At 72.1% G+C, this 20767-nt stretch carries 17 protein-coding genes; 7 read left to right on the top strand and 10 right to left on the bottom strand.

The window, feature by feature from the left end; all coding sequences use genetic code 11:
- Window positions 1-3: 3 nt before the first annotated feature.
- From ACIP2X_RS33020 to ACIP2X_RS33000, 5 genes are all read right to left on the bottom strand, one after another.
- Complete coding sequence (locus ACIP2X_RS33020) at window positions 4-879, bottom strand: carbohydrate ABC transporter permease (protein ID WP_401680358.1); 876 nt, start codon at window positions 877-879, stop codon at window positions 4-6.
- Window positions 879-1814 (bottom strand): carbohydrate ABC transporter permease, encoded by a 936-nt coding sequence (locus tag ACIP2X_RS33015; RefSeq protein WP_401680355.1) that lies wholly within the window; start codon window positions 1812-1814, stop codon window positions 879-881. The genes ACIP2X_RS33020 and ACIP2X_RS33015 overlap by 1 nt, the downstream gene beginning before the upstream one ends.
- A gap of 9 nt (window positions 1815-1823) precedes the next feature.
- On the bottom strand, window positions 1824-3173 hold the full coding sequence (locus tag ACIP2X_RS33010; RefSeq protein WP_401680352.1) for an ABC transporter substrate-binding protein: 1350 nt from the start codon (window positions 3171-3173) through the stop codon (window positions 1824-1826).
- A 53-nt stretch (window positions 3174-3226) separates the two neighbouring features.
- Window positions 3227-4582 (bottom strand): ROK family protein, encoded by a 1356-nt coding sequence (locus ACIP2X_RS33005; RefSeq protein WP_401680349.1) that lies wholly within the window; start codon window positions 4580-4582, stop codon window positions 3227-3229.
- 212 nt (window positions 4583-4794) lie between these two features.
- A complete protein-coding gene (locus tag ACIP2X_RS33000) occupies window positions 4795-5889 on the bottom strand; it encodes a mechanosensitive ion channel family protein (RefSeq protein WP_401680346.1) in 1095 nt (364 codons plus the stop codon).
- A gap of 367 nt (window positions 5890-6256) precedes the next feature.
- Here ACIP2X_RS33000 and ACIP2X_RS32995 point away from each other — a divergent pair, with 367 nt between their 5' ends.
- The 4 genes from ACIP2X_RS32995 (at window position 6257) to ACIP2X_RS32980 (ending at window position 10176) form a co-directional block, all read left to right on the top strand.
- A complete protein-coding gene (locus ACIP2X_RS32995; protein ID WP_401680343.1) occupies window positions 6257-6793 on the top strand; it encodes an HNH endonuclease in 537 nt (178 codons plus the stop codon).
- Window positions 6794-7179: 386 nt separating this feature from the next.
- Window positions 7180-7368: a hypothetical protein gene (locus ACIP2X_RS32990; RefSeq protein ID WP_401681228.1), complete on the top strand. Its 189-nt coding sequence runs from the start codon at window positions 7180-7182 to the stop codon at window positions 7366-7368.
- A gap of 150 nt (window positions 7369-7518) precedes the next feature.
- Window positions 7519-9633 carry a 4-alpha-glucanotransferase gene (malQ, locus tag ACIP2X_RS32985; RefSeq protein ID WP_401680341.1) on the top strand — a complete coding sequence of 705 codons (2115 nt, stop codon included), beginning with the start codon at window positions 7519-7521 and terminating at the stop codon, window positions 9631-9633.
- A gap of 267 nt (window positions 9634-9900) precedes the next feature.
- Window positions 9901-10176 carry a hypothetical protein gene (locus ACIP2X_RS32980; RefSeq protein WP_401680338.1) on the top strand — a complete coding sequence of 92 codons (276 nt, stop codon included), beginning with the start codon at window positions 9901-9903 and terminating at the stop codon, window positions 10174-10176.
- Window positions 10177-10198: 22 nt separating this feature from the next.
- Here the strand turns inward: ACIP2X_RS32980 and ACIP2X_RS32975 are convergent, their stop codons facing one another.
- From ACIP2X_RS32975 to pepN, 3 genes are all read right to left on the bottom strand, one after another.
- Window positions 10199-10708 carry a MarR family winged helix-turn-helix transcriptional regulator gene (locus ACIP2X_RS32975; RefSeq protein WP_401680335.1) on the bottom strand — a complete coding sequence of 170 codons (510 nt, stop codon included), beginning with the start codon at window positions 10706-10708 and terminating at the stop codon, window positions 10199-10201.
- Window positions 10709-10883: 175 nt separating this feature from the next.
- Window positions 10884-11381, bottom strand: coding sequence for a GNAT family N-acetyltransferase (locus tag ACIP2X_RS32970; RefSeq protein WP_401680332.1), 498 nt, complete (start codon window positions 11379-11381; stop codon window positions 10884-10886).
- Window positions 11382-11500: 119 nt separating this feature from the next.
- Window positions 11501-14077 carry an aminopeptidase N gene (gene pepN / locus ACIP2X_RS32965; protein ID WP_401680328.1) on the bottom strand — a complete coding sequence of 859 codons (2577 nt, stop codon included), beginning with the start codon at window positions 14075-14077 and terminating at the stop codon, window positions 11501-11503.
- Between the two features lie 112 nt (window positions 14078-14189).
- Between pepN and ACIP2X_RS32960 the strand changes: the two genes are divergently transcribed.
- Window positions 14190-14663, top strand: a complete 474-nt coding sequence (locus tag ACIP2X_RS32960; protein WP_401680325.1) for a DUF1203 domain-containing protein — start codon at window positions 14190-14192, stop codon at window positions 14661-14663.
- A gap of 28 nt (window positions 14664-14691) precedes the next feature.
- Here the strand turns inward: ACIP2X_RS32960 and ACIP2X_RS32955 are convergent, their stop codons facing one another.
- Window positions 14692-15720: an aspartate-semialdehyde dehydrogenase gene (locus ACIP2X_RS32955; protein WP_401680322.1), complete on the bottom strand. Its 1029-nt coding sequence runs from the start codon at window positions 15718-15720 to the stop codon at window positions 14692-14694.
- A gap of 213 nt (window positions 15721-15933) precedes the next feature.
- On the opposite strand from ACIP2X_RS32955, the gene ACIP2X_RS32950 reads away from it, so the two are divergent.
- Entirely contained in the window at window positions 15934-16479 is a 546-nt protein-coding gene (locus ACIP2X_RS32950; RefSeq protein WP_401680318.1) for an RNA polymerase sigma factor, read from the top strand.
- A 1-nt stretch (window position 16480) separates the two neighbouring features.
- On the top strand, window positions 16481-17218 hold the full coding sequence (locus ACIP2X_RS32945; protein ID WP_401680316.1) for a hypothetical protein: 738 nt from the start codon (window positions 16481-16483) through the stop codon (window positions 17216-17218).
- A gap of 52 nt (window positions 17219-17270) precedes the next feature.
- Here ACIP2X_RS32945 and ACIP2X_RS32940 read toward each other — a convergent pair whose 3' ends face one another.
- Window positions 17271-20573 (bottom strand): S8 family serine peptidase, encoded by a 3303-nt coding sequence (locus ACIP2X_RS32940; RefSeq protein ID WP_401680313.1) that lies wholly within the window; start codon window positions 20571-20573, stop codon window positions 17271-17273.
- Window positions 20574-20767 lie beyond the last annotated feature (194 nt).

The raw sequence follows: 20767 nt of genomic DNA, 5'->3' as shown, positions 1-20767 counted from the left end.
CAGTCAACCCTTCACTCCGGTGAGCGTGACGCCCTCGACGAACGCCTTCTGGGCGAAGAAGAACACGAGGATCACGGGGGCCATGACCAGCACGGTCGCGGCCATGGTGAGGTTCCAGTCGGTGTGGTGCGCGCCCTTGAACGACTCCAGCCCGTAGGACAGCGTCCAGGCGCCCGGGTTCTCGGACGCGTAGATCTGGGGGCCGAAGTAGTCGTTCCACGCGTAGAAGAACTGGAAAAGGGCCACGGCGGCCACGCCCGGCTTCGCCATCGGCAGGACGACCCTCAGCAGCGTCCTCAGTTCCCCGCAGCCGTCGACCCGCGCCGCGTCCAGGTACTCGTCCGGGATCGTCATGAGGAACTGGCGCAGCAGGAAGATGGAGAACGCGTCGCCGAACGCCATCGGGATCAGCAGCGGCCACAGGGTGCCGGAGAGGTCCAGCTGCTTCGCCCAGAACAGGTACATCGGGATGACGACGACCTGGGGCGGCAGCATCATCATCGAGATCACCAGCATCAGCGACAGCCGGCGGCCCCGGAAGCGGAACTTGGCCAGCGCGTACGCCACCGGGATCGACGACACCACGGTCAGGACGGTGCCCAGACCGGCGTAGAGCAGGGTGTTGCGCCACCAGGTCAGGAAGCCCGGCGTGTCGAAGACCCGTCGGTAGTTGCCCCACTCCCAGGTGTCCGGGACCAGGTCGCGGCTGAGCGCCTGACTGTCGCTCATCAGCGAGGTCAGCAGGACGAACACGAAGGGGAGCGTGAAGAACAGGGCGGCGGCGAGGCCGAGCGCGTGGACGGCGATCCATTCGAGCAGGGCCCGCCGCCGTGCCACGGGCGCGCTTCCCGCCACCGGCTTGTCGAGTACGTGGGTCATCAGTCACCTGCCTGGATGAGACCGCCCCGGCGCCGCATCAGCAGTGCGGTGAACGCCATCGACAGGGCGAACAGGACCAGGGCCACCACGCACGCCGCTCCGTAGTCGAAGCGCTGGAAGCCGAGGTTGTAGACGAGCTGGGGGAGGGTGAGCGTCGACTTCTCCGGGTAGCCGGGCTCGAACTGGGTGCCCGCGCCCTGGATCACGCCCGACGCGACCTTTCCGGCGACCAGCGGCTGCGTGTAGTACTGCATGGTCTGGATGACGCCCGTGACCACCGCGAACAGCACGATCGGCGAGATGTTCGGCAGCGTCACGAACCGGAACCGCTGCCACGCCGACGCGCCGTCCAGCTCCGCCGCCTCGTACTGCTCCCTCGGGACGTCCAGCAGGGCGGCCATGAAGATGACCATCAGGTCGCCGACGCCCCACAGGGCGAGCAGGGTGAGCGCGGGCTTGGACCAGTCGGGGTCGGCGAACCAGCCGGGGGCCGGGATGCCGGCCCCCGCGAGGATCGAGTTGACCGGCCCGGTGCCGGGGTTGAGGAGGAAGGCGAAGGCCATGGTGGCGGCCACGGGCGGGGCGAGGTAGGGCAGGTAGAAGAGGGTGCGGAAGACACCCGTGCCGGTCTTGATCTTCGTGATGAGCAGTCCGACGCCGAGCCCGAAGACGACCCGGAGGCTGACCATGACCAGCACCAGCCACAGGGTGTTGCGCAGGGCCGGCCAGAAGAGCGGGTAGTGCTCGAAGACGTACGTCCAGTTCTGCGTTCCGCTCCAGGACGGCGGCCGGAAGCCGTCGTAGCGCATGAACGAGAAGTAGAGCGTCGACAGCAGCGGATAGGCGAAGAAGACCGAGAAGCCGATCAACCAGGGGGACAGGAAGGCCAGGGTGCGCAGCGCTGATCTGCGGTGCTTGGCTGCCAGGGTGCTCATGGTGGGCCGCTACTTCGCCTGGGCGATGTCCGTGTCGATCTGCTGGGCGGTCTTCGCGAGGCCCGCCTTCAGATCGGTGGCCTTGCCGCTCTCGTAGTCGTAGCCGAACTGCTGGATCGTCGTCAGGTACACACCGCCGTTGACGGAGGCGGGCGTGGTCGTGGAGTCGGGGTTCGCGGCGATCTCCAGGAACGTCTTGAAGCGCGGGTCGTACTTCAGCTTCGGCGACTTCAGGGCGGCGAGCGTGGAGGGGACGTTGTGGATCGCGTTGGAGAAGTTCACGACCGCGTCCGTGTCGGTGGTGATGTACCGCACCAGCTCCCAGGCCGCGTTCTGCTTCTTGCTGGTGGCGGCGATGCCGGCGATGGTGCCGGTGATGTAGCCCTTGCCGTACTGGTCGGCCTGGTCGTCGGGCACGGGCAGCGGGGCGACGCCGATCTCGAAGCCGGGCTTCGCGTCCAGGGCCATGCCCAGGCGCCACTCGCCGTCGAGCTGCATGGCGACCTGGCCGGTGTGGAAGGGGTGCTTCGGGCCCCATTCGTCGCCGAGGCCGGCGCGGTAGGTCTCCAGCTTCCGGTACCCGCCGAGGGCGTCCACGAGCCGCTTCTGGAGCTTGAAGCCGGCCTCGAACGCGGGGTCCTTGGCGACGTTGGACTTGCCCTCGCCGTCGAAGTACGTCGGCGAGAACTGGCCGAGGTAGTGCTCGGTGGTGGTCTCCCAGCCGTGGTAGTTCGGCATGAAGCCGAGCTGCTTGTAGGAGTCGCCCCGCGGGACGGTCAGCTTCTTCGCCACGGTCTCGAACTCGGACCAGGTCTTCGGCGGGGCCTTGATGCCGGCCTTCTCGAAGGCCGTCTTGTTGTAGTAGAGCCCGTAGGCGTCGCCGAGCAGCGGGACCGCACAGCGGTTGCCCTCGAACTGGGTGTACTCGTTCATCGCCTTCGGGAACGTCTTCTCCGGGTCGACGTCCGACTTCTCGAAGAACGGGTTGAGGTCGACCAGCGCGCCCGAGGTGCAGAACCTGCCGACGTTGTTGGTGGTGAACGAGGAGATCACGTCCGGGGCGTTGCTGCCGCCCGCCCGCAGGGCCTGGTTGATCTTGTCGTCGGTCATGTTGCCGACGATCTTCACGTCGATGTTGGGGTGCGCCTTCTCGAAGCCGGCGATCAGCGCCTTCACGGCCGCGACCTCGGAGGGGGCGCTCCAGGCGTGCCAGAAGGTGAGGGTGGTGGCCTGGGAGGGATCGTCGTCCGCACCGGAGGAGGCCTGGCCGGTGCACGCGGTCGCGAGGAGGGCGGTGGCGGCGGTGAGGGCTATGGAGACGGTGACGTGCGTGGCCGCTTTTCGGGACTTTCCGGGCATGGCGAGGCCTCCCAGGGCAGGGGACGGGGATGGGGCCGGGTCGGGTGTGCTGCTCAGCGAGAGGTGTCGAAGACCTCGTCGCGGGTGGTGGCGAGGGCGCTCTCCAGGGCGCCGCGCAGGACGGGATGGTCGCGTACGCCCCCGAGGACGAGCCGGGGCCGGGCCGCCGCCAGCTCCGCCAGCTCGGCCTGCACCAGGGCGCGCAGGGTCTCGCCGCCGGAGGTGAGGGAGGTGCCGCTGAGGACGACGAGCTCGGGGTCGAGGACGGAGACGAGAGAGGCGAGACCGGTGGCGAGGTGTGTGGCGTAGGTGTGCAGGAGGCGGCGGTGGGGGTCGTCGGTGCCGGTGCCGGTGCCGGTGCCTTCGCCGCCCTCGCGGCCGTCGCCCGCGGAGGTCGTGCGGCGGCCGGGTCCGGTCTCGGCGCGCCGGGTACGGCGCCCCGCGGGGGCGTCGGACGGGGCGGCGGCCTGGTCCGGGTCGCCGTACCGCTCCGCCGCGCGCGCCAGCAGCGTGGCGGCTGCCTCGGTGTACGGGCCGGACGGGACGTCGGGGACGCCGAGGTCACGGGCGAGCGCGGGCAGGGCCTGGGAGCCGGCCAGCTCCTGGTAGCCGCCGCTGTTGGCCTTGGTGACCTGGCGGACCAGGGGCGCGCCCGGCACGGGCAGGAAGCCGACCTCGCCGGCACCGCCCGTCCAGCCGCGGTGCAGCCTGCCGCCGAGGACCAGGGCGGCGCCGAGGCCGCCCTCGTTCCACAGCAGCACGAAGTCGGCGTGCCCCTGGGCGGCGCCCAGCCGCTGCTCGGCGACGGCGACGAGGTTGACGTCGTTCTCGTACTCCACCGGCATCGGCAGCGCGGCGGCGAGTTCGTCGAGGAGCGTGGGGGAGTGCCAGCCCGGCAGGTGCGAGGCGTAGCGCAGTCGGCCGGTGTTCGGGTCGAAGGCGCCGGGCGTGCCGATGACGAGCCGGTGGACGTCGGCCCCGGTCAGACCCGCGGCCTTCACGGCGCCGTCGAGGGCGTCGGTGACCTGGCGGACGACGGGCCGGGCGGGCCGTCTGCCGGGGGTGGCGACCTCGTACGTGCCGACCGTGCGGCCGGTGATGTCGGCGACGGCGGCGAGGACGCGCTCGGGGGTGACGTCGAGGCCGGCGGCGTGGGCGGCGGCCGGGTTGACGGCGTAGAGCTGGGCGTTCGGTCCGGGGCGGCCCTCGCTGGTGCCGGTCACCAGCACCAGCCCGGCGGCCTCCAGCCGGGCCAGCAGCTGCGAGGCGGTCGGCTTGGACAGGCCGGTGAGCTTGCCGATGCGGGTGCGGGAGAGCGGGCCGTGCTCCAGGAGCAGGTCCAGCGCGGCGCGGTCGTTCATGGCCCGCAGCACGCGGGGGGTGCCCGGGGTTCCCGCGGTTCCTGCCATGGCGTCGACACCTGCCTTTCGGCCGCTCAGCTTGGCAGCGGCCGGGACGTCACGTCCATCCGCCACTGTTAGGAAGGTTTCCTATTCGCTGGGAGGGAACGTAGGCCCGTCGTAAACCAGGCGTCAAGAGGAACGCCCCCAGGCAACGGAGTCGTTACCTGGGGGCGTTCCTCCCGACGGTGGCCGGTGCTCCCGGCCGCGGGCCGCGCGGGCTACTTCGTCGTGCTCGTCGGCGGCGCTATCGGGGACGCGGCGGCCGCCTGCGGGGAGGCGGTGTTGGCGTACACCGACGGGGCCGCCATGCCCGCCGTCGGGTCCGCCGCGGGGCTCTCCTCGTGCTGGAGGGGCAGTCCGCCGACGATGCGGATGCCCTCCTGGTCGAAGCGGCGCTTGATGCGCCAGCGCAGTTCGCGCTCGATGGTGAGGGCCTTGCCGGGCATGGTCTTGGCGGAGACGCGCACGACCATCGAGTCGAGCAGGACGCTGTCCAGGCCGAGGATCTCGATCGGACCCCAGAGCATCTCGTTCCACGGGTCCTCCTTGCTCATCGCCTCGCCGACCTCGCCGAGCACGGCCTTGACGCGGTCGAGGTCCTCGGAGGGGCGCACGGTGACGTCCACGCCGGCCGTGGCCCAGCCCTGGGAGAGGTTGCCGACCCGCTTGACCTCGCCGTTGCGGACGTACCAGATCTCCCCGTTGTCGCCGCGCAGCTTCGTCACACGCAGGCCCACCTCGATGACCTCGCCGGAGGCGACACCGGCGTCGATCGAGTCGCCGACGCCGTACTGGTCCTCGAGGATCATGAACACGCCGGAGAGGAAGTCCGTCACCAGGTTGCGCGCGCCGAAGCCGATCGCCACGCCCGCCACACCCGCGGAGGCCAGCAGGGGCGCCAGATTGATCTGGAACGTGGAGAGGATCATCAGGGCCGCGGTGCCGAGGATGACGAAGCTCGCCACCGAGCGCAGCACCGAGCCGATCGCCTGGGAGCGCTGACGGCGGCGCTCCACGTTCACCAGCAGGCCGCCGATCGCCGTGCCGTCCACCGACTGGGCGGTGCGGTTCATGCGGTCTATCAGCTTGGTGATCGCCCGCCGCACCGCCACCCGCAGCACCGCCGCGATCACCACGATCAGCAGCACCCGCAGGCCGATCGCGAGCCACGTGGACCAGTTCTGCTCCACCCAGCCGGCGGCGTTCGTGGCGCGCTGCTGGGCGTCCTGCAAGGTGGGCACGGAGGGTGCCGTCTCCGACGGGGACGGTGACGGTGACGGTCCGGCGGCCAGTAGGGCGGGCAAGGACGACACGGGGGTACCTCCAGGTGGAACAACGGCCCGCCCCCCGGTACGGCGGTCAGGTCCAAGGTCACGAACAGGTCACCGGACGGGCGGAGGAACCACACTATCGGGGCATCGTGTGGGGATCGTTGCGCTGTTCGAGGGAGAGACGGTGTCACCCGGGGGATGTACAGATCAGACGAACAGCAGGTGAGGCGAACAGTTCGGTGAGGAGGGGGGAGGAGATGGTCGGGAGCCTGGGGAGGACGCCGATGTGGTCGAAAACACTCCCAGCCCGTTACCGGGACATGGTGGCGCTTTCACCAGGCATGAGGGGAGACTGACTGCAGATCGTCCCGGCGCGAGCCACGCGCCGCCGGCGTACAAGGAGGCATCCGTGCCGCATGTCCTGGTCCTCAACGCGTCGTACGAGCCACTCGGCGTCGTACCGCTCCGCCGCGCGCTCATCCTCGTCCTCGAGAACAAGGCCGTATGCCTCGAGGAGTCCGGCGCCTATCTGCACAGCGCGACCGTCACAGTCCCCGCACCCAGCGTGGTCCGGCTCAAGCGATTCGTCCGGGTTCCCTATCGGGGGCCCGTTCCTCTCACCCGCCGGGCGCTCTTCGCCCGCGACGGGGGCCGGTGCATGTACTGCGGTGGCGTCGCAACCAGCGTCGACCACGTCATCCCGCGCAGCCGCGGGGGCAAGCACGTCTGGGACAACGTGGTGGCGTCCTGCCGCCGCTGCAACCACGTGAAGGCCGACCGCCACCTCGGCGAGATCGGCTGGCGGCTGCGCCACAAACCCGCCCCACCCACCGGCCTGGCCTGGCGCATCATCGGGACCGGCCACAGGGATCCGCGCTGGTTGCCCTACTTGCAGCCGTACGGCGCGGACGACGCCTTGGCCCGGATCGAGGGCATTCCCGCCTGAGGATCCGGGCTTTCGCATCTCCTGGTGCGGGATGCCGGCACGGGACCGGGGGGAGACCTTCCCACCCCGGTCCCGAAGGTGCTGTCGTGGATGGGTCCGTCGGGACCCAGGGGAAGTCTTCGCGCACGGAACGTGAGGAGGAGGGCCTTCTTCGGTCAGGGGACGTCTGGCGTCGCGCTCATTGGGTAGGGCTGCGATGACCCATTCGTATCGACGAGGAGGCTTCCGTGGCCGCATCGGCACACCTTCTGCTGTCCGCTCTCTCCGACGACCGGCCCCGGCGGGACGACAAGCCCCGCGCAGAGGCGGGTGCGCGCTCCAAACGCACCCCTCCGCCCGGGGACGCGCACCGCTCCAAACGCACGCCGTTCCCGCGGCAGGCGGCGCTGCCCGCCGACCGCGACCCGGCGAAGGCCTCTCCGGCCGGCCCGGATCTCGCACATGTGTGCGCCTTCAGTGCGGAGGGCGCCTGCACCGAGGCCCCGCTGACCAGCGAACCTCCGCTGCCCGACGCCGAACCCCTCACCAGCGAGCCTCCGCTCGCCGCCCCCGACGCCGACTTCACGAGGCCGTAGCGGGCCACGGCCCGGACGCCGACGCAGATGTAGACGACCGCTCATCGGACGCCGATCCCGCGAGGTTGTGAATGACCGCATCCCGGACGACGCTGATCCCGCGAGGCCGTAGATGACCCCCACCCGGACGCCGGCCGCGCGAGGCCGCGGGTGAGCGCGCCCCGGCTGGCCGAGGTCCCCGACGAGGATCTGTGCCGGCTCGCCGAGTCCCACGGCGTCGCCCCCTCCTACAGCCCCGCCCCGCACCGCACGGTCACCGCCTCGGCCGCCGCGCTCATCGGGACCCTCGCCGCGCTCGGGGTCGACGCGAGCACGCCCGAGGCCACCCGGGCCGCGCTCGCCGCCCGCCGCGCGGAATTACGGGAGCGGCTGCTCCCGCCGACCCTCGTGAGCTGGGGCGGCGCCGCGCCGGCCGCCCTCGCCGCGCTGCCCGAGGGCACCCGGCTGCGGGTCGAGACCGAGCAGGGTGAGACCCGTGACGCCGCCGAGCACCTCCCGCCCGGCGTCCACCGCCTCACCGCGGCCGCGCCCGACGGGCGGACCGCCCACGCCCATCTGATCGCCGCCCCGTCCCGGCTGCCCACACCGGCGGCCCGGTCGTACGGACTGCTGGTCCAGCTCTACTCCCTGCTGTCGCGGCGCTCCTGGGGCATGGGCGACCTCGGCGACCTCGACGAGCTCACCGCCTGGGCCGGCCGCTCGCTGGGTGCCGGATTCATCCAGGTCAACCCCCTGCACGCGGCCGTCCCCGGCATCCCCACCGACCCCTCCCCGTACCGCCCCTCCTCCCGGCGCTTCCCCGACCCGGTGCACCTGCGCATCGAGGCCGTTCCCGAGTACGCCCACGCCGACGACCGCGAGCGCGTGCGCTCGCTGGCCGAACGGGCGGGCAGGCTGCGGGAGTCGGTGCTGGAGAAGGACGCGCTGATCGACCGGGACGCGGTGTGGGAGCTGAAGCGGGAGGCGCTGGAGCTGGTGGGGGAGGTGCCCCTCGGCCCCGGCAGGCGCGCCGCCTACTGCGACTACCTCGCCGAGGAGGGCGAGGCACTGGAGGACCACGCCACCTGGTGCGCGCTGGCCGAGGTGCACGGCCCCGAGTGGCACACCTGGCCCGAAGGGCTGCGGGACCCCCGCTCGCCCGAAACCGCTCGTGCGCGCAGGGAGTTGCTGCACCGCGTCGACTTCCACTGCCGCCTCGCCTGGCTCACCGACGCCCAGCTGGTCGCCGCCCAGCGCACCGCGCGGGAGGCGGGGATGCCGGTCGGGATCGTGCACGACCTCGCGGTCGGCGTGCATCCCGGGGGCGCCGACGCCTGGGCGCAGCAGCGGTACTTCGCCGCCGGGATGTCCGTGGGCGCCCCGCCGGACGCCTTCAACTCCCGGGGCCAGGACTGGGGTCTGCCGCCCTGGCGCCCGGACCGGCTGGCCGAGTCCGGATACGCGCCGTTCCGGGGGCTGCTGCGCGGACTGTTCCGCTACGCGGGCGCCCTGCGCATCGACCATGTGATGGGCCTGTTCCGGCTGTGGTGGGTGCCGGTGGGACTGCCGCCGACGGAGGGGACGTACGTCCGCTACGACGCGGAAGCCATGCTCGCCGTCCTGGTGCTGGAGGCCTCGCGGGCCGGGGCGATGGTGATCGGTGAGGATCTCGGCACGGTCGAGGAAGGCGTCCGCGAAGCGCTGCGCGAGCGGGGGGTGTTCGGCACGTCGGTGCTGTGGTTCGAGCGGGACTGGGAGGGCGACGGCCGGCCGCTGCCGCCGGACAGCTGGCGCGCCGACTGCCTGGCCACCGCCACCACCCACGACCTGCCGCCCACCGCGGCCCGGCTCACCGGCGACCACGTGGAACTCCGTGACCGGCTCGGCCTCCTCGGCGCCCCCCTGGACGTGGAGCGCGCGCGGGCCGCCGCCGACACGGGGGAGTGGCTCGCCCTGCTCACCCGGCTCGGACTGCTGCGAGGCACCGGTGGCGGTCTCGGCGCGGGCACGGAGGAGGCCGAGGTGCAGGCCGTGCACCGCTATCTGCTGCGCACGCCCGCCCGGATGATCGGCGTATGGCTGCCGGACGGGGTGGGGGACCGGCGTCCGCAGAACCTGCCGGGGACGTGGGACGAGTATCCGAACTGGCGCCTGCCGATCGCCGACGCGTCCGGCCGCCCGGTGACCCTGGAGGTCCTGGCGTCCTCGCCCCGGCTGCGCTCGCTGATGGAGGTCCTGCGGGAGGAGGCGCGCGCGGCGGCACGGCGGGACGAGGGGGGTTCGTGAGGTCGGGGCCGGGGGGCCGGCACACGGGCCGTGGCGGGCGTACGGGCGTGCCGGTTCGTGAGGTCGGGGTCGGGGGGCCGGCACACGGGCCGTGGCGGCGTACGGGCGTGCGGGCCTGTGAGGGGCGTGCGCGGGGCGCGGCCCGCGAGAGTGCGGGGGCTGCGGCGGGGCGGTACGGGCGCCTTCGGGCACCTCGGCCTCGCGCGCCGGGCCCCTTACGGCACCCCGGACGCGCGGCCGTCCCCGGGGTTCGATACTTTTGGCACCGTGGACAAGAAGAACGCCCTGCGCGCCGGCGCCCTGGCCGCCGGTACGACGCTGATGATGCTGCTCATGTCGTCCCCCGCGCTCGCGCTCACGCGTGACGACGGCGACGACCCCGGCACGGGCCTGAGCGTGATCGAGACGCTGGGCTGGTTCGTGTTCGCCCCGCTCGCGATCTTCGGAATCATCGCGGGCCTGGTCATGGTCCTGGACAAGTCCCACAAGCAGCGGGACACGACCAGCTCCAACATCACGACGCGGGCCGACGCCCAGGCCTGAGGGCCTGCTCCGCCCGCCCCCGTCACGCGTCTGTCGCGAGCAGCTTCCGCAGCAGGTCGGCGAGTTGGCCGACCTGCCCGGGGGTGAGGGCCGCGAGGGCCTCCGCCTCGACGGCGAGTCCCGCCCGTGACGCCTCCTCGACGAGGTGGAGGCCCTGTTCGGTGAGGGTGACCTGGAGAGCCCGCCGATCGTGCGGGTCGGGCAGGCGGCGCAGCAGTCCGGCTCGCTCCAGCTTGTCCAGACGGCCGGTCATACCGCCGGTGGTGAGCATCAGCGTGGCCGAGAGCCGACGGGGCGAGAGGGTGTAGGGCTCGCCCGAGCGCCGCAGGGCGGCCAGCACGTCGAACTCGCCGCGTGAGACGCCGAAGCGTGCGTACGCCTTCTCCATCCGGTCGTCCATCGTGCGCGCCAGCCGGTGGACGCGGCCGAAGACCTCGATCCCCCTGGTGTCCAGATCGGGCCGTACGGCGGCCCACTGGGCGACGATCGCGTCGACCGCGTCTCCGGGGGAGGGGTCGGGGGGCGGGGTCATGGGGGGAGTATCCGCGCGGGGTCTCTCGGCTGCAAGAAGCCGGCGGGAGCGGCTCGCCCGGCGTCCCGCCGGACCCCGGCTCCCGACGGGCGGTTCCATGTCGTGCGCCTGCGCCTGGATCCGCTGGACCTGGCGCTGCCCGCCGAGCACCCGCCGGCCGCCGCGGGGACCGTGCTCACCGCGTTGCGGGAGGTCGCGGCCTCACGGGAGTGAGGTCGCCCGGCGCCGGGTCCGGGCGGGGCTCGCGGACCATGAACACGTCCACCGCGTCCTCCGTCTCCGGCGTGAACCCGTGGCGCTCGTACAGGCGTCGCGCCGGGCTGCCCTGGAGGACGTTCAGGCGGATCCGGCGGCCGTCGCGGTCGGCGCGCTCCAGCAGGGCGCGCAGCACGGCCCCGCCGATGCCGGCGCCCTGGAGGCGCGGGGACAGGTAGAAGTGCTCCAGCCAGTGGACGTCACCGGCCGGGCGCAGGGACACGCAGCCCGCGAACGTGCCGCCGACCTCGATCACCCAGGTGTGCTCCGGCGTGAACCCGTCCCGCAGCCGCTGCCGCACCCGCCGCTCGTCGTACCGACCGAGCCGCTCCAGGTCCGCCCGCAGCACCACGGCCCGCAACTCGGCCACCGCCTCGACGTCCGCCGTCGACGCCGGGCGCGTCTCCCAGTCCCCCATGATCGCCAGGCTATCCCGCCGCACGCCGAGGGGCGCCCCCGAGCCGAGCTCGAAGGCGCCCCTCGGACCGCTTGGCGGGCGGGGTGGACCCGCCCCAGGGTCTGTCTGTCAGACAGGCCCTAGCCCTGGGCCGCCGCGGCGTCCGCCGCCTGGGCCCGCAGGGCCCGTTCGACGCCCGCGCGCGACTCCGACACCAGCCGCCGCAGCGCGGCGCCCGGCTCCGCGGCCGACAGCCACGCGTCGGTCTTGGCGAGGGTCTCCTCGGATACCTGCACCGTCGGGTACAGACCGACGGCGATCTGCTGGGCCATCTCGTGGGAGCGGGAGTCCCAGACGCCCTTCAGCGCCTCGAAGTACCTGTCGGCGTAGGGCGCGAGCAGCTCGCGCTGGTCGGTCTGGACGAAGCCCCCGATCACCGCCTCCTGCACGGCGTTCGGCAGCTTGTCGGACTCGACGACCGACGCCCAGGCCTCCGCCTTGGCCTCCGGCGTCGGGCGGGCGGCACGGGCGGTGCCGGCGTGGCGCTCACCCGCCGCCGTCCTGTCGCGCTCGTACTCGCCCGCGATCTCCGCCTCGTCGAAGCGGCCCACGGCCGCGAGCCGCTGGACGAACGCCCAGCGCAGCTCGGTGTCCACGACCAGTCCCTGCACCGTCTGGGCGCCGTCGAGCAGCGCCTCCAGCAGATCGAGCTGCTCGGGGGTGCGGGCGGTCGCCGCGAAGGCACGCGCCCAGGCCAGCTGGTGGTCGCTGCCCGCCTCGGCGGCGCGCAGGTGCGCGAGCGTGGCGTCCGTCCAGCGGGTCAGCAGCATCTCGCGGGCGGCCGGGTCGGCGTACAGGTCGATCGCCAGCTTCACCTGCCGCTGCAGCGACTGCACGACGCCGATGTCCGACTCCTTGCCGATGCCGGACAGGACAAGGGAGAGGTAGTCGCGGGTGGGGAGCTCCGCGTCGCGCGTCATGTCCCACGCCGACGCCCAGCACAGCGCCCGCGGCAGCGACGACTCGAAGTCGCCGAGGTGCTCCGTGACGAACGCAAGCGACCGCTCGTCGAGGCGGACCTTGGCGTACGACAGGTCGTCGTCGTTCAGCAGCACGACGTCCGGCAGCGCCCGGCCGACGAGCTGCGGTACGGCCGTCAGGTCGCCGTCGACGTCCAGCTCGGCGCGCTCCTGGCGGACCAGCTTCCCCGCGTCGTCCATCGAGTACAGGCCCACCGCGATCCGGTGCGGACGCAGCGTCGGCTCGCCCTTCGCGCCGGCGGGCAGCGCGGGCGCCTCCTGACGGATCGCGAAGGACGTGACGACACCGTCGGCGTCCGTCTCGATCTCGGGGCGCAGGATGTTGATCCCGGCGGTCTCCAGCCACTTGCGCGACCAGGTCTTCAGGTCCCGCCCCGAGGTCTCCTCCAGGGCGGTCAGCAGGTCGCTCAGGCGGGTGTTGCCGTACGCGTGCCGCTGGAAGTAGGCCTGCACGCCCCGGAAGAACTCGTCCTCACCGACGTAGGCGACGAGCTGCTTGAGCACCGAGGCGCCCTTGGCGTACGTGATGCCGTCGAAGTTGACCAGCACGTCGTCGAGGTCGTTGATCTCGGCCATGATCGGGTGCGTGGACGGCAGCTGGTCCTGGCGGTACGCCCAGGTCTTCATGGAGTTGGCGAACGTCGTCCACGCGTGCGGCCAGCGCGATCCCGGCGCGGCGGCCTGGCAGGCGATGGACGTGTACGTGGCGAACGACTCGTTCAGCCACAGGTCGTTCCACCACTCCATGGTGACCAGGTCGCCGAACCACATGTGCGCCAGCTCGTGCAGGATGGTCTCGGCGCGCACCTCGTACGCCGCGTCCGTCACCTTCGAGCGGAAGACGTACTGGTCGCGGATGGTCACCGCGCCCGCGTTCTCCATCGCGCCCGCGTTGAACTCCGGCACGAACAGCTGGTCGTACTTCTCGAACGGGTAGGCGTGGTCGAACTTCTCCTGGAACCAGTCGAAGCCCTGCCGCGTGACCTCGAAGATCGCGTCCGAGTCGAGGTACTCGGCGAGCGAGGGCCGGCAGTAGATGCCGAGCGGTACGGACCGGCCGTCCTTCTCGTAGACGCTGTGCACGCTGTGGTAGGGGCCGGCGATCAGGGCCGTGATGTACGTCGAGATGCGCGGCGTGGGCGCGAAGACCCAGACGTTGTCCTGGGGTTCGGGCGTGGGCGAGTTGGAGATGACGGTCCAGCCCTCGGGCGCCCGCACCGTGAACTGGAAGGTCGCCTTCAGGTCCGGCTGCTCGAAGGACGCGAACACGCGGCGGGCGTCCGGCACCTCGAACTGGGTGTAGAGGTAGGCCTGGTCGTCCACCGGGTCGACGAACCTGTGCAGGCCCTCGCCGGTGTTGGTGTACGCGCAGTCGGCCGCGACGCGCAGTACGTTCCGGCCCTCCAGCAGGCCGGTGAGGGCGATCCGCGAGTCCTTGAAGACCGCGTCGGCGTCGAGCGGGTCGCCGTTGAGGGTGACCTCGTGGACGGTCGGCGCCACCAGGTCGATGAAGGACTCGCCGCCGGTCTCGGCGACATCGAAGCGGACCGTGGTCACGGACCGGAAGGTGCCGCCTTCCTGCGCCCCGGACAGGTCGAGATCGATCTCGTACGAGTCAACGGTCAGCAGCTTCGCCCGCTGCTGCGCCTCTTCGCGAGTCAGGTTTGTGCCAGGCACGCGGTCATCTCCTCGTCATGTGTCGGTGGCGCCATCCTTCCACGCGACCTGCGCGGATGGCGATGTCCGTTTCCCGCCGGTGGGCGGGGCGGCGACACGCGAACCTGGGGCCATGACGACGTACAGTGCACGCGCCATCGACGAGCCGGTCCTCAAGGAACTGCGCGCCACCGACGACGCGGGGCGGGAGACGACCTTCGTGACGGACGAGGAAGGCGGGGCGCCGCTGCGCTGCTGCCTGCGCCGCAGCGCGCCCGGCGAGCTGATCGCCCTGGTCTCGTACGCGCCGCTGCGCCGCTGGGCGGCGGCGACGGGCGCCGATCCGGGGGCCTACGACGAACAGGGCCCCGTCTTCATCCATGCGGGGGAATGCGGGGGGCCGCGGGGCGACGGCGACCTGCCCTTCACGAACGCGCACCGCACGCTGCGCCGCTACTCGGCCGCGGGGCGCATCCTGGGCGGCCGCCTGGTCGAGGACGACTTCGAGGCGGCGCTCACGCACGCGTTCGACGACCCGGAGGTGGCACTCGTCCACGTCCGGGCCGTCGAGTACGGCTGCTTCCTCTACGAGGTCCGCAGGCCGTAGGCCCCCGGGGACCGTCGGTGCGGAGGGCTCAGCCGGCGGCCTTGGCGGACAGCTCCGCCGCCACCAGCTCCGCGATCTGCACCGCGTTCAGCGCGGCGCCCTTGCGCAGGTTGTCGTTGGAGACGAACAGGGCGATGCCGTGGTCGACCGTCTCGTCCTCGCGGATGCGGCCGACGTACGACGGGTCCTGACCGGCCGCCTGGAGCGGGGTCGGGACCTCGCTCAGGGCCACGCCGGGGGCGCCGGCGAGCAGCTCCTTGGCGCGCTCGGCGCTGATCGGGCGGGCGAAACGGGCGTTGATCTGGAGCGAGTGACCGGTGAAGACCGGGACGCGGACACAGGTGCCGGAGACCTTCAGGGCGGGGATCTCCAGGATCTTGCGGGACTCGTTGCGGAGCTTCTGCTCCTCGTCGGTCTCGTTCAGGCCGTCGTCCACGACCGTGCCGGCCATCGGCAGCACGTTGTACGCGATCGGGGCGACGTACTTGTCCGGCGCCGGGAACTGCGCCGCGGAGCCGTCGTGCGTCAGCTTCGGCGCGTCCTCGCCGACCTTCTTGACCTGCTCGAACAGCTCGTCCACACCGGCGAGACCGGAGCCGGACACCGCCTGGTAGGTGGCGACGACGAGCGCTTCGAGGCCCGCCTCCTCGTGCAGCGGCTTCAGCACCGGCATCGCGGCCATCGTCGTGCAGTTCGGGTTGGCGATGATGCCCTTGGGGCGGCTCGCGATCGCGTGCGGGTTCACCTCGGACACCACCAGGGGCACCTCCGGGTCCCGGCGCCAGGCGGAGGAGTTGTCGATCACGACCGCGCCCTGCCCTGCGACCTTCTCGGCCAGCGCCTTGGAGGTCGAGCCGCCCGCGGAGAACAGGACGATGTCCAGGCCGGTGTAGTCGGCCGTGGCCGCGTCCTCCACCGTGACCCCGTCCAGGACCGTGCCCGCCGAGCGCGCCGAGGCGAACAGCCGCAGTTCCGTCACCGGGAAGTCGCGCTCCGTGAGGATCCTGCGCATGACCGTGCCGACCTGACCGGTGGCTCCGACGATTCCGACCCTCACGACGACTCCTTTGCGTGGTTTGCGGGCGCCCCTGCCCTGACCGGGGCCTTTCCATCATGCGGGGCACCCGGGCCCCTGTGTCCAATCCTTTGGGCTTGTGCCCGCCTGGTGGGACGGGGCCTCTATGACCTACGCCACTGATGTCTGCCCCGGAATCGGATCGAACGTTTCGGCCCGTCCGGGCGTCTTAGGGGAAACGCGGCAAGGAGAGGGGTGGCTGTGCTGCGCGGAAGGGCGCGCCGCGGCCAGGGGGGCGACGGGCACGGTGACGTCGGCGATCCCTTGGACGCGGCCCAGGAGCGCCGGGTGCGGGCGGTCCTCGCGCTCGGCGGAGTGCCGCAGGCGGACCTGCCGGACGGGGTGCAGCAGGTACGCCTGCGGCTGCTGGAGCGGGCCGCGAGCGGCCACGAGGCACCGCGGGACGTCTCGGCGTGGGCGGCGGTGGTCGCCTCCAACCTCGCCATGGACTGGCACCGCGCCAAGCGCCGGCAGGAGCGGATCGGGGAGCGCCTCGCCTCGCTGCGCCAGCCGGCGCACCCCTCCGGCGAGGACACCAGCCTGCTGTCCCTCGCCGTCGCCCAGGGCCTGGACGAACTGCCCGACGCGCAGCGTCAGGTCCTCGTCCTGCGGTTCTACGCCGACCTGCCGGTGCGGTCCATCGCCGAGGAGCTCGGCGTCCCGGAGGGCACGGTCAAGAGCAGGCTGCACACGGCGGTCCGGGCACTGCGCGCCCGCCTGCACGAGGACGAGGTGGTGTGAGGTGGGCGTCGAACACGGCGGCGACGGCGGCCGCGACGGCGGATCCTTCCCCATGGACCCGCTGATGGCCGTGCTCACCGACGAGCCGCTGAGCGAGGCGGCCCGCGCCGACGGCGCCTTCATGGCCGCGCACCGGTCGGCGGCCGCGGACGTGGCGCTGCTGCGCGAACAGCTGGGGATCCTCGGCGCGGCGCTGGCGGCGGAGCCGGAACGGTCCGCACCGGTCGCGGCGCCTGTCCGGACGCGCCCGCGGCGCCGGCGCTCCTTCGTCCTCGTCCTCGGCGCGGCCGGGGTCGCGGCCGCCGGGGCGATGGTGGCGGGCCTGGGGTGGCTGCTCGTCCAGGCGGGCGGTGGGGCGGACCAGACGGCCGGGGCGGCCGCCGACAGCGCCGAGTCCGACGCCAAGACGGCGGGCCCGCTCGGCTCGGCCGAGTACCTGGCCTGCGCCCGCCTGGTCGTCGAGGGCGAGGTCACGAAGGCCCGGCCTGTCCCCGGCACCGGCGAGGAACGCGTCACCCTCGACGTGACCCGCTCCTGGAAACCGGCGAAGGGCGCGGCCGAGGTCACGTTCACGATCCCCGCCGTCGCCGGTCTCGACGAAGGGGTGGATGTCCTCGTCGCCATCCGCCGGGGCCGGACGTCCCCCGACTTCTGGCTCGTCGGCGAAGCGGCCGTCGCCGGTCAACGCCCGCTGCTCACAGAGACGTTGGCGCAGGCGCGCACGACACCCTGCGGATAGCAGAAGGAGCGGGCGCCCGCACGGACGCCCGCCCCTCAGCCGTACCGACGTGCTACGGCGTGACCTTCTCGATCTTCACGTTGCCGATGCCCGCCGCGGTGCCGCGGGCGTTGACCAGCTGCACCTGACCGAAGAACTCGCGTCCCTCGGGGGCGGCGGCGGTGGCCACGACGTCGCCGGTGACGGTCGCCGACGCGCCCGTGCCGAGCTTGACCGGAGCCGAGCCGTCCACGCTCACGCTGCCGAGGGCGGCGGAGAAGAAGACGTCCCGGTAGTCGTACGCGGTGGAACCGGCCGGCACGGCATAGCCGACGACCTCGACGGTGTAGGTGCCGGCCTTCGGGGAGGCGATGGTCACCTGCTCCTCCGAGTCGCCGTCGGCGGCCTGGCCGACGACCGCGCCGGTGCTGTCGTAGACCGTCAGGTCCAGGTCGGCCGCCGTGTCCGAGACACCGCCGATGGCGACGTCCAGCGAGGTGGCGCCCGCGGGCACCTCGACCGTGCTGGTCTGCGTCTGGCCCTGCGCGATCGTCGGGCGGGTGGTCTTGGACGAGCCGAGCGGCCCGCCGACCAGCTTGCCGTCGATGGCGGCGTAGCCGTTGGTCACCTTCCAGGAGGCGGTGGCCGGCACGCCGACCTTGGCCTCGGGCACGGTCACGGTCTCCGGGTCGAAGGCCGCGCCGAGCACGGTGACGTCCAGCTTGTACGGGTTGTCGAGCAGCGGCGACGTACGGCGCGACTCGACCTCGATCTCCCAGACACCCGGCTGCGGGTCGGCGTACGACCGCACGTCCGGACGGCAGGTGTTGGCCGGGTTCGAGTAGTTCGGGTAGCAGTTGATCGTCGACGTCGGGTCGGACGGGACGCCGTAGGGGTGGATGGATATGAACCGGGTCTGGCTCCCGCTCTTCAGCCCGCCGAGCGCGACCTCCAGCGACTTGGCGCCCTCGGGCACGGTCACGAAGTACGACGTGGTGCTGTTGCGCTGCACCGAACCGGACGCCGAGTAGGCGTACTTCAGCGGCTGCGCGACGACGACCGTGTTGAGGACCAGCTTGTCGATGCCCTCGGTGCGCGGGTCGTCGAGCTCCAGGATCGCGCTCTTCAGACCGGCGGACGTCGGAGCGGCCTGCACCTTGACGGTGACGGGCTGGTTCAGCGGGAGCCGCACCACGTCGTCGCCGACGATGCGGAAGGTGCCGCCCGTGTTGTTCTCGAAGTGCAGCTCGTGCCGGACCGCCGTGGCGGGGCCGGACGTACGGGTGATGGTGACGTCGTACGTCTTCTTCTGGCCTGCCTTCAGGCCGCCCTCACGGTCGTAGAGGCCGGTGCCGAAGCCCGGGGTCTTGAGGAACTGGTCGATCGCGGTGTCGACCGGCGCCTTGATGTCGTAGGTGTGCGCGGTGGCGTCGTCACGGATCGAGTCCCAGGCGTCCGGGATGTTGATCAGGCCCGCGCCCTCCTCGTACGCCTGCACACCCTTGATGTGGTCGGCGGTCGAGGTCAGTGCCGTGCGCAGGGTCGCAGGGGTGAGGTCGATGCCCTTCTGCTGCGCGGCGGAGAGCAGCAGCGCCGCGGCTCCGGTCGCCTGCGGAGAGGCCATCGAGGTGCCCTGGAGCATGGAGTAGCCGGGCGGCAGGCTGTAGCCGGCCTCGGCGACCGGGCCGCCGGGCGACCAGGTCTGCGTGGTGTTGATCGCGGCGCCGGGCGCGGAGAGCGTCGGCGTGAAGCCGCCGTCCTCACGCGGGCCGCGCGAGGAGAACGGCATCATGGCGTACCGCTTCTCCACGGCCGAGCCGTAGTTGGCGGCCCAGGTCTCCTTGGAGACGGTCGCGCCGACCGAGATCACCTTGTCGGCCAGCGACGGGTCGCCGATGGTGTTGGCGCCGGGGCCGGAGTTGCCCGCGGAGATCACCAGCTGGACGCCGTACTCGTCGATCAGGCGGGTGTAGAGCTCGGCGCGCGCATTGTTGCCGTCGTTGAGCGCCGGGAGGCCGCCGATCGACATGTTGACGATGTCGACGCCCCGGTTGACGACCAGGTCGATCATGCCTTCGGTGAGGGCCACGTTGGTGCAGCCGCCGGACCAGGTGCAGGCCCGGGAGGAGACCAGCTTGGCGCCGGGGGCGGCGCCGTTCATCCTGCCGCCGAACAGGCCGTTGGCGGCGGTGATGCCGGCCACGTGCGAGCCGTGCGAGCCCTCGATGACGCCGATGCTGACGTAGTCGGCCTTGGCGCCGGCCGCGTTGTAGACGACGTCCTTGCGGATCTCGACCACGAACGGGATCCGCTCGGCGATCGCGGTCGCCGGGTCGTCCGTGCCGAAGTGGCCGATCTGGAAGCCGTCCTTGTACGGCTTCATCGCGGCGTCGTCGGTGAAGTCGAGGTCGTCGTCCAGGTCGACGCGCGCGGTGCCGGAGGCGGCGTCGTACAGGACGCCCCAGACGTCCGTGGTGTCGCCGTCGCGGTTCAGGTCACCGGCCATGTCGCCGCCGGTGGTGGCCGACTCGGAGAAGTAGTTGAACTTGTACGAGCCCTCGGGCGCCTTGAACGTCTCGGTGCCGAGCGTGGGCGTGGTGATGGCGAACGTGGGGCCGCTGACCGAGGTGGTCATCCGGCGCCAGGTGCCGTCGCCGTCGACGACCGGGTCCGTGGCGGTCACCCAGTCGACGATCTTGCGCTCACCGGTCGTGGTCTTCTGCAGCGCCGGATGGCCGAGGTCCACGCCCGAGTCGAGGATGCCGATGGTGACACCGCGGCCGTCCGCCTTCGGGTGGTCCGCGACGAAGTCGACGGCGCCGGTCTCGAAGGACGGGTTGTACGGGTTCTCGGCCGGGGTGTTCCTCCCCGGCCCGGGGTAGCTGCCGGCGGCCTTGCCGCCCTGCGTGGTGCCCGCGTTCGGCCGCGGGTCGTCCAGGGGTATCTCCTCGCGCAGGTCGATGCCGTGCACGGAGGACAGCTTGGCGGCGGCGGCGATGGCCGCGTCCGCCTTGCCGGTGGGGACGGTGGCCCGGACGTAGCCCAGCCTGTCGTACGTACGGCCCACGAGGCCGCCGTCGACGGAGTCGAGCTGCTCGGCGACCTGCTCGGTGCTGCCGGGTGCGGTGGCGACCATCATGGTGACGGTCTTGGCGCCGTCGGCCTTGGCCTCGGCGAGCAGTTCCGCGTCGCCGGAACCGAGCTTGTCGTGCGCGGACTTCGCACCGGGGTCGGCGGCCGCGGGCGCCTGGTCCGCGGCGAGCGCCACGGGTATCGGCCCGGCCGCGGCCAGCGCGGCGACAAGGCCGGCGGCCACGGCGATCCGGGCCACGCGTCTCGCGCCCGGTATCGGTTCGCTCTGGGGGCTGAGGGTCATCGGCATCCCTTGTTGGTTAAGGAACGAGACAGTCCGGAACACCGTCCCGGACGACCGCTCAGCCTTACGCAACGGTGGGTGCTTTGGCGAGGGTTGACCGCATCGAAATGGATGAATGGGGAAAACCCGCGATGCGCATCGAGGGGTACAGGGGGCGAGCGGAACATTTCGGGTGGCGGGCGGCATTCCCGGTG

The organism is Streptomyces sp. NPDC089424 (assembly GCF_044749345.1).
GTDB lineage: Bacteria > Actinomycetota > Actinomycetes > Streptomycetales > Streptomycetaceae > Streptomyces.
Note: the sequence above shows the minus strand (reverse complement) of the source record. Positions and strands in the feature narration are given on the sequence as shown.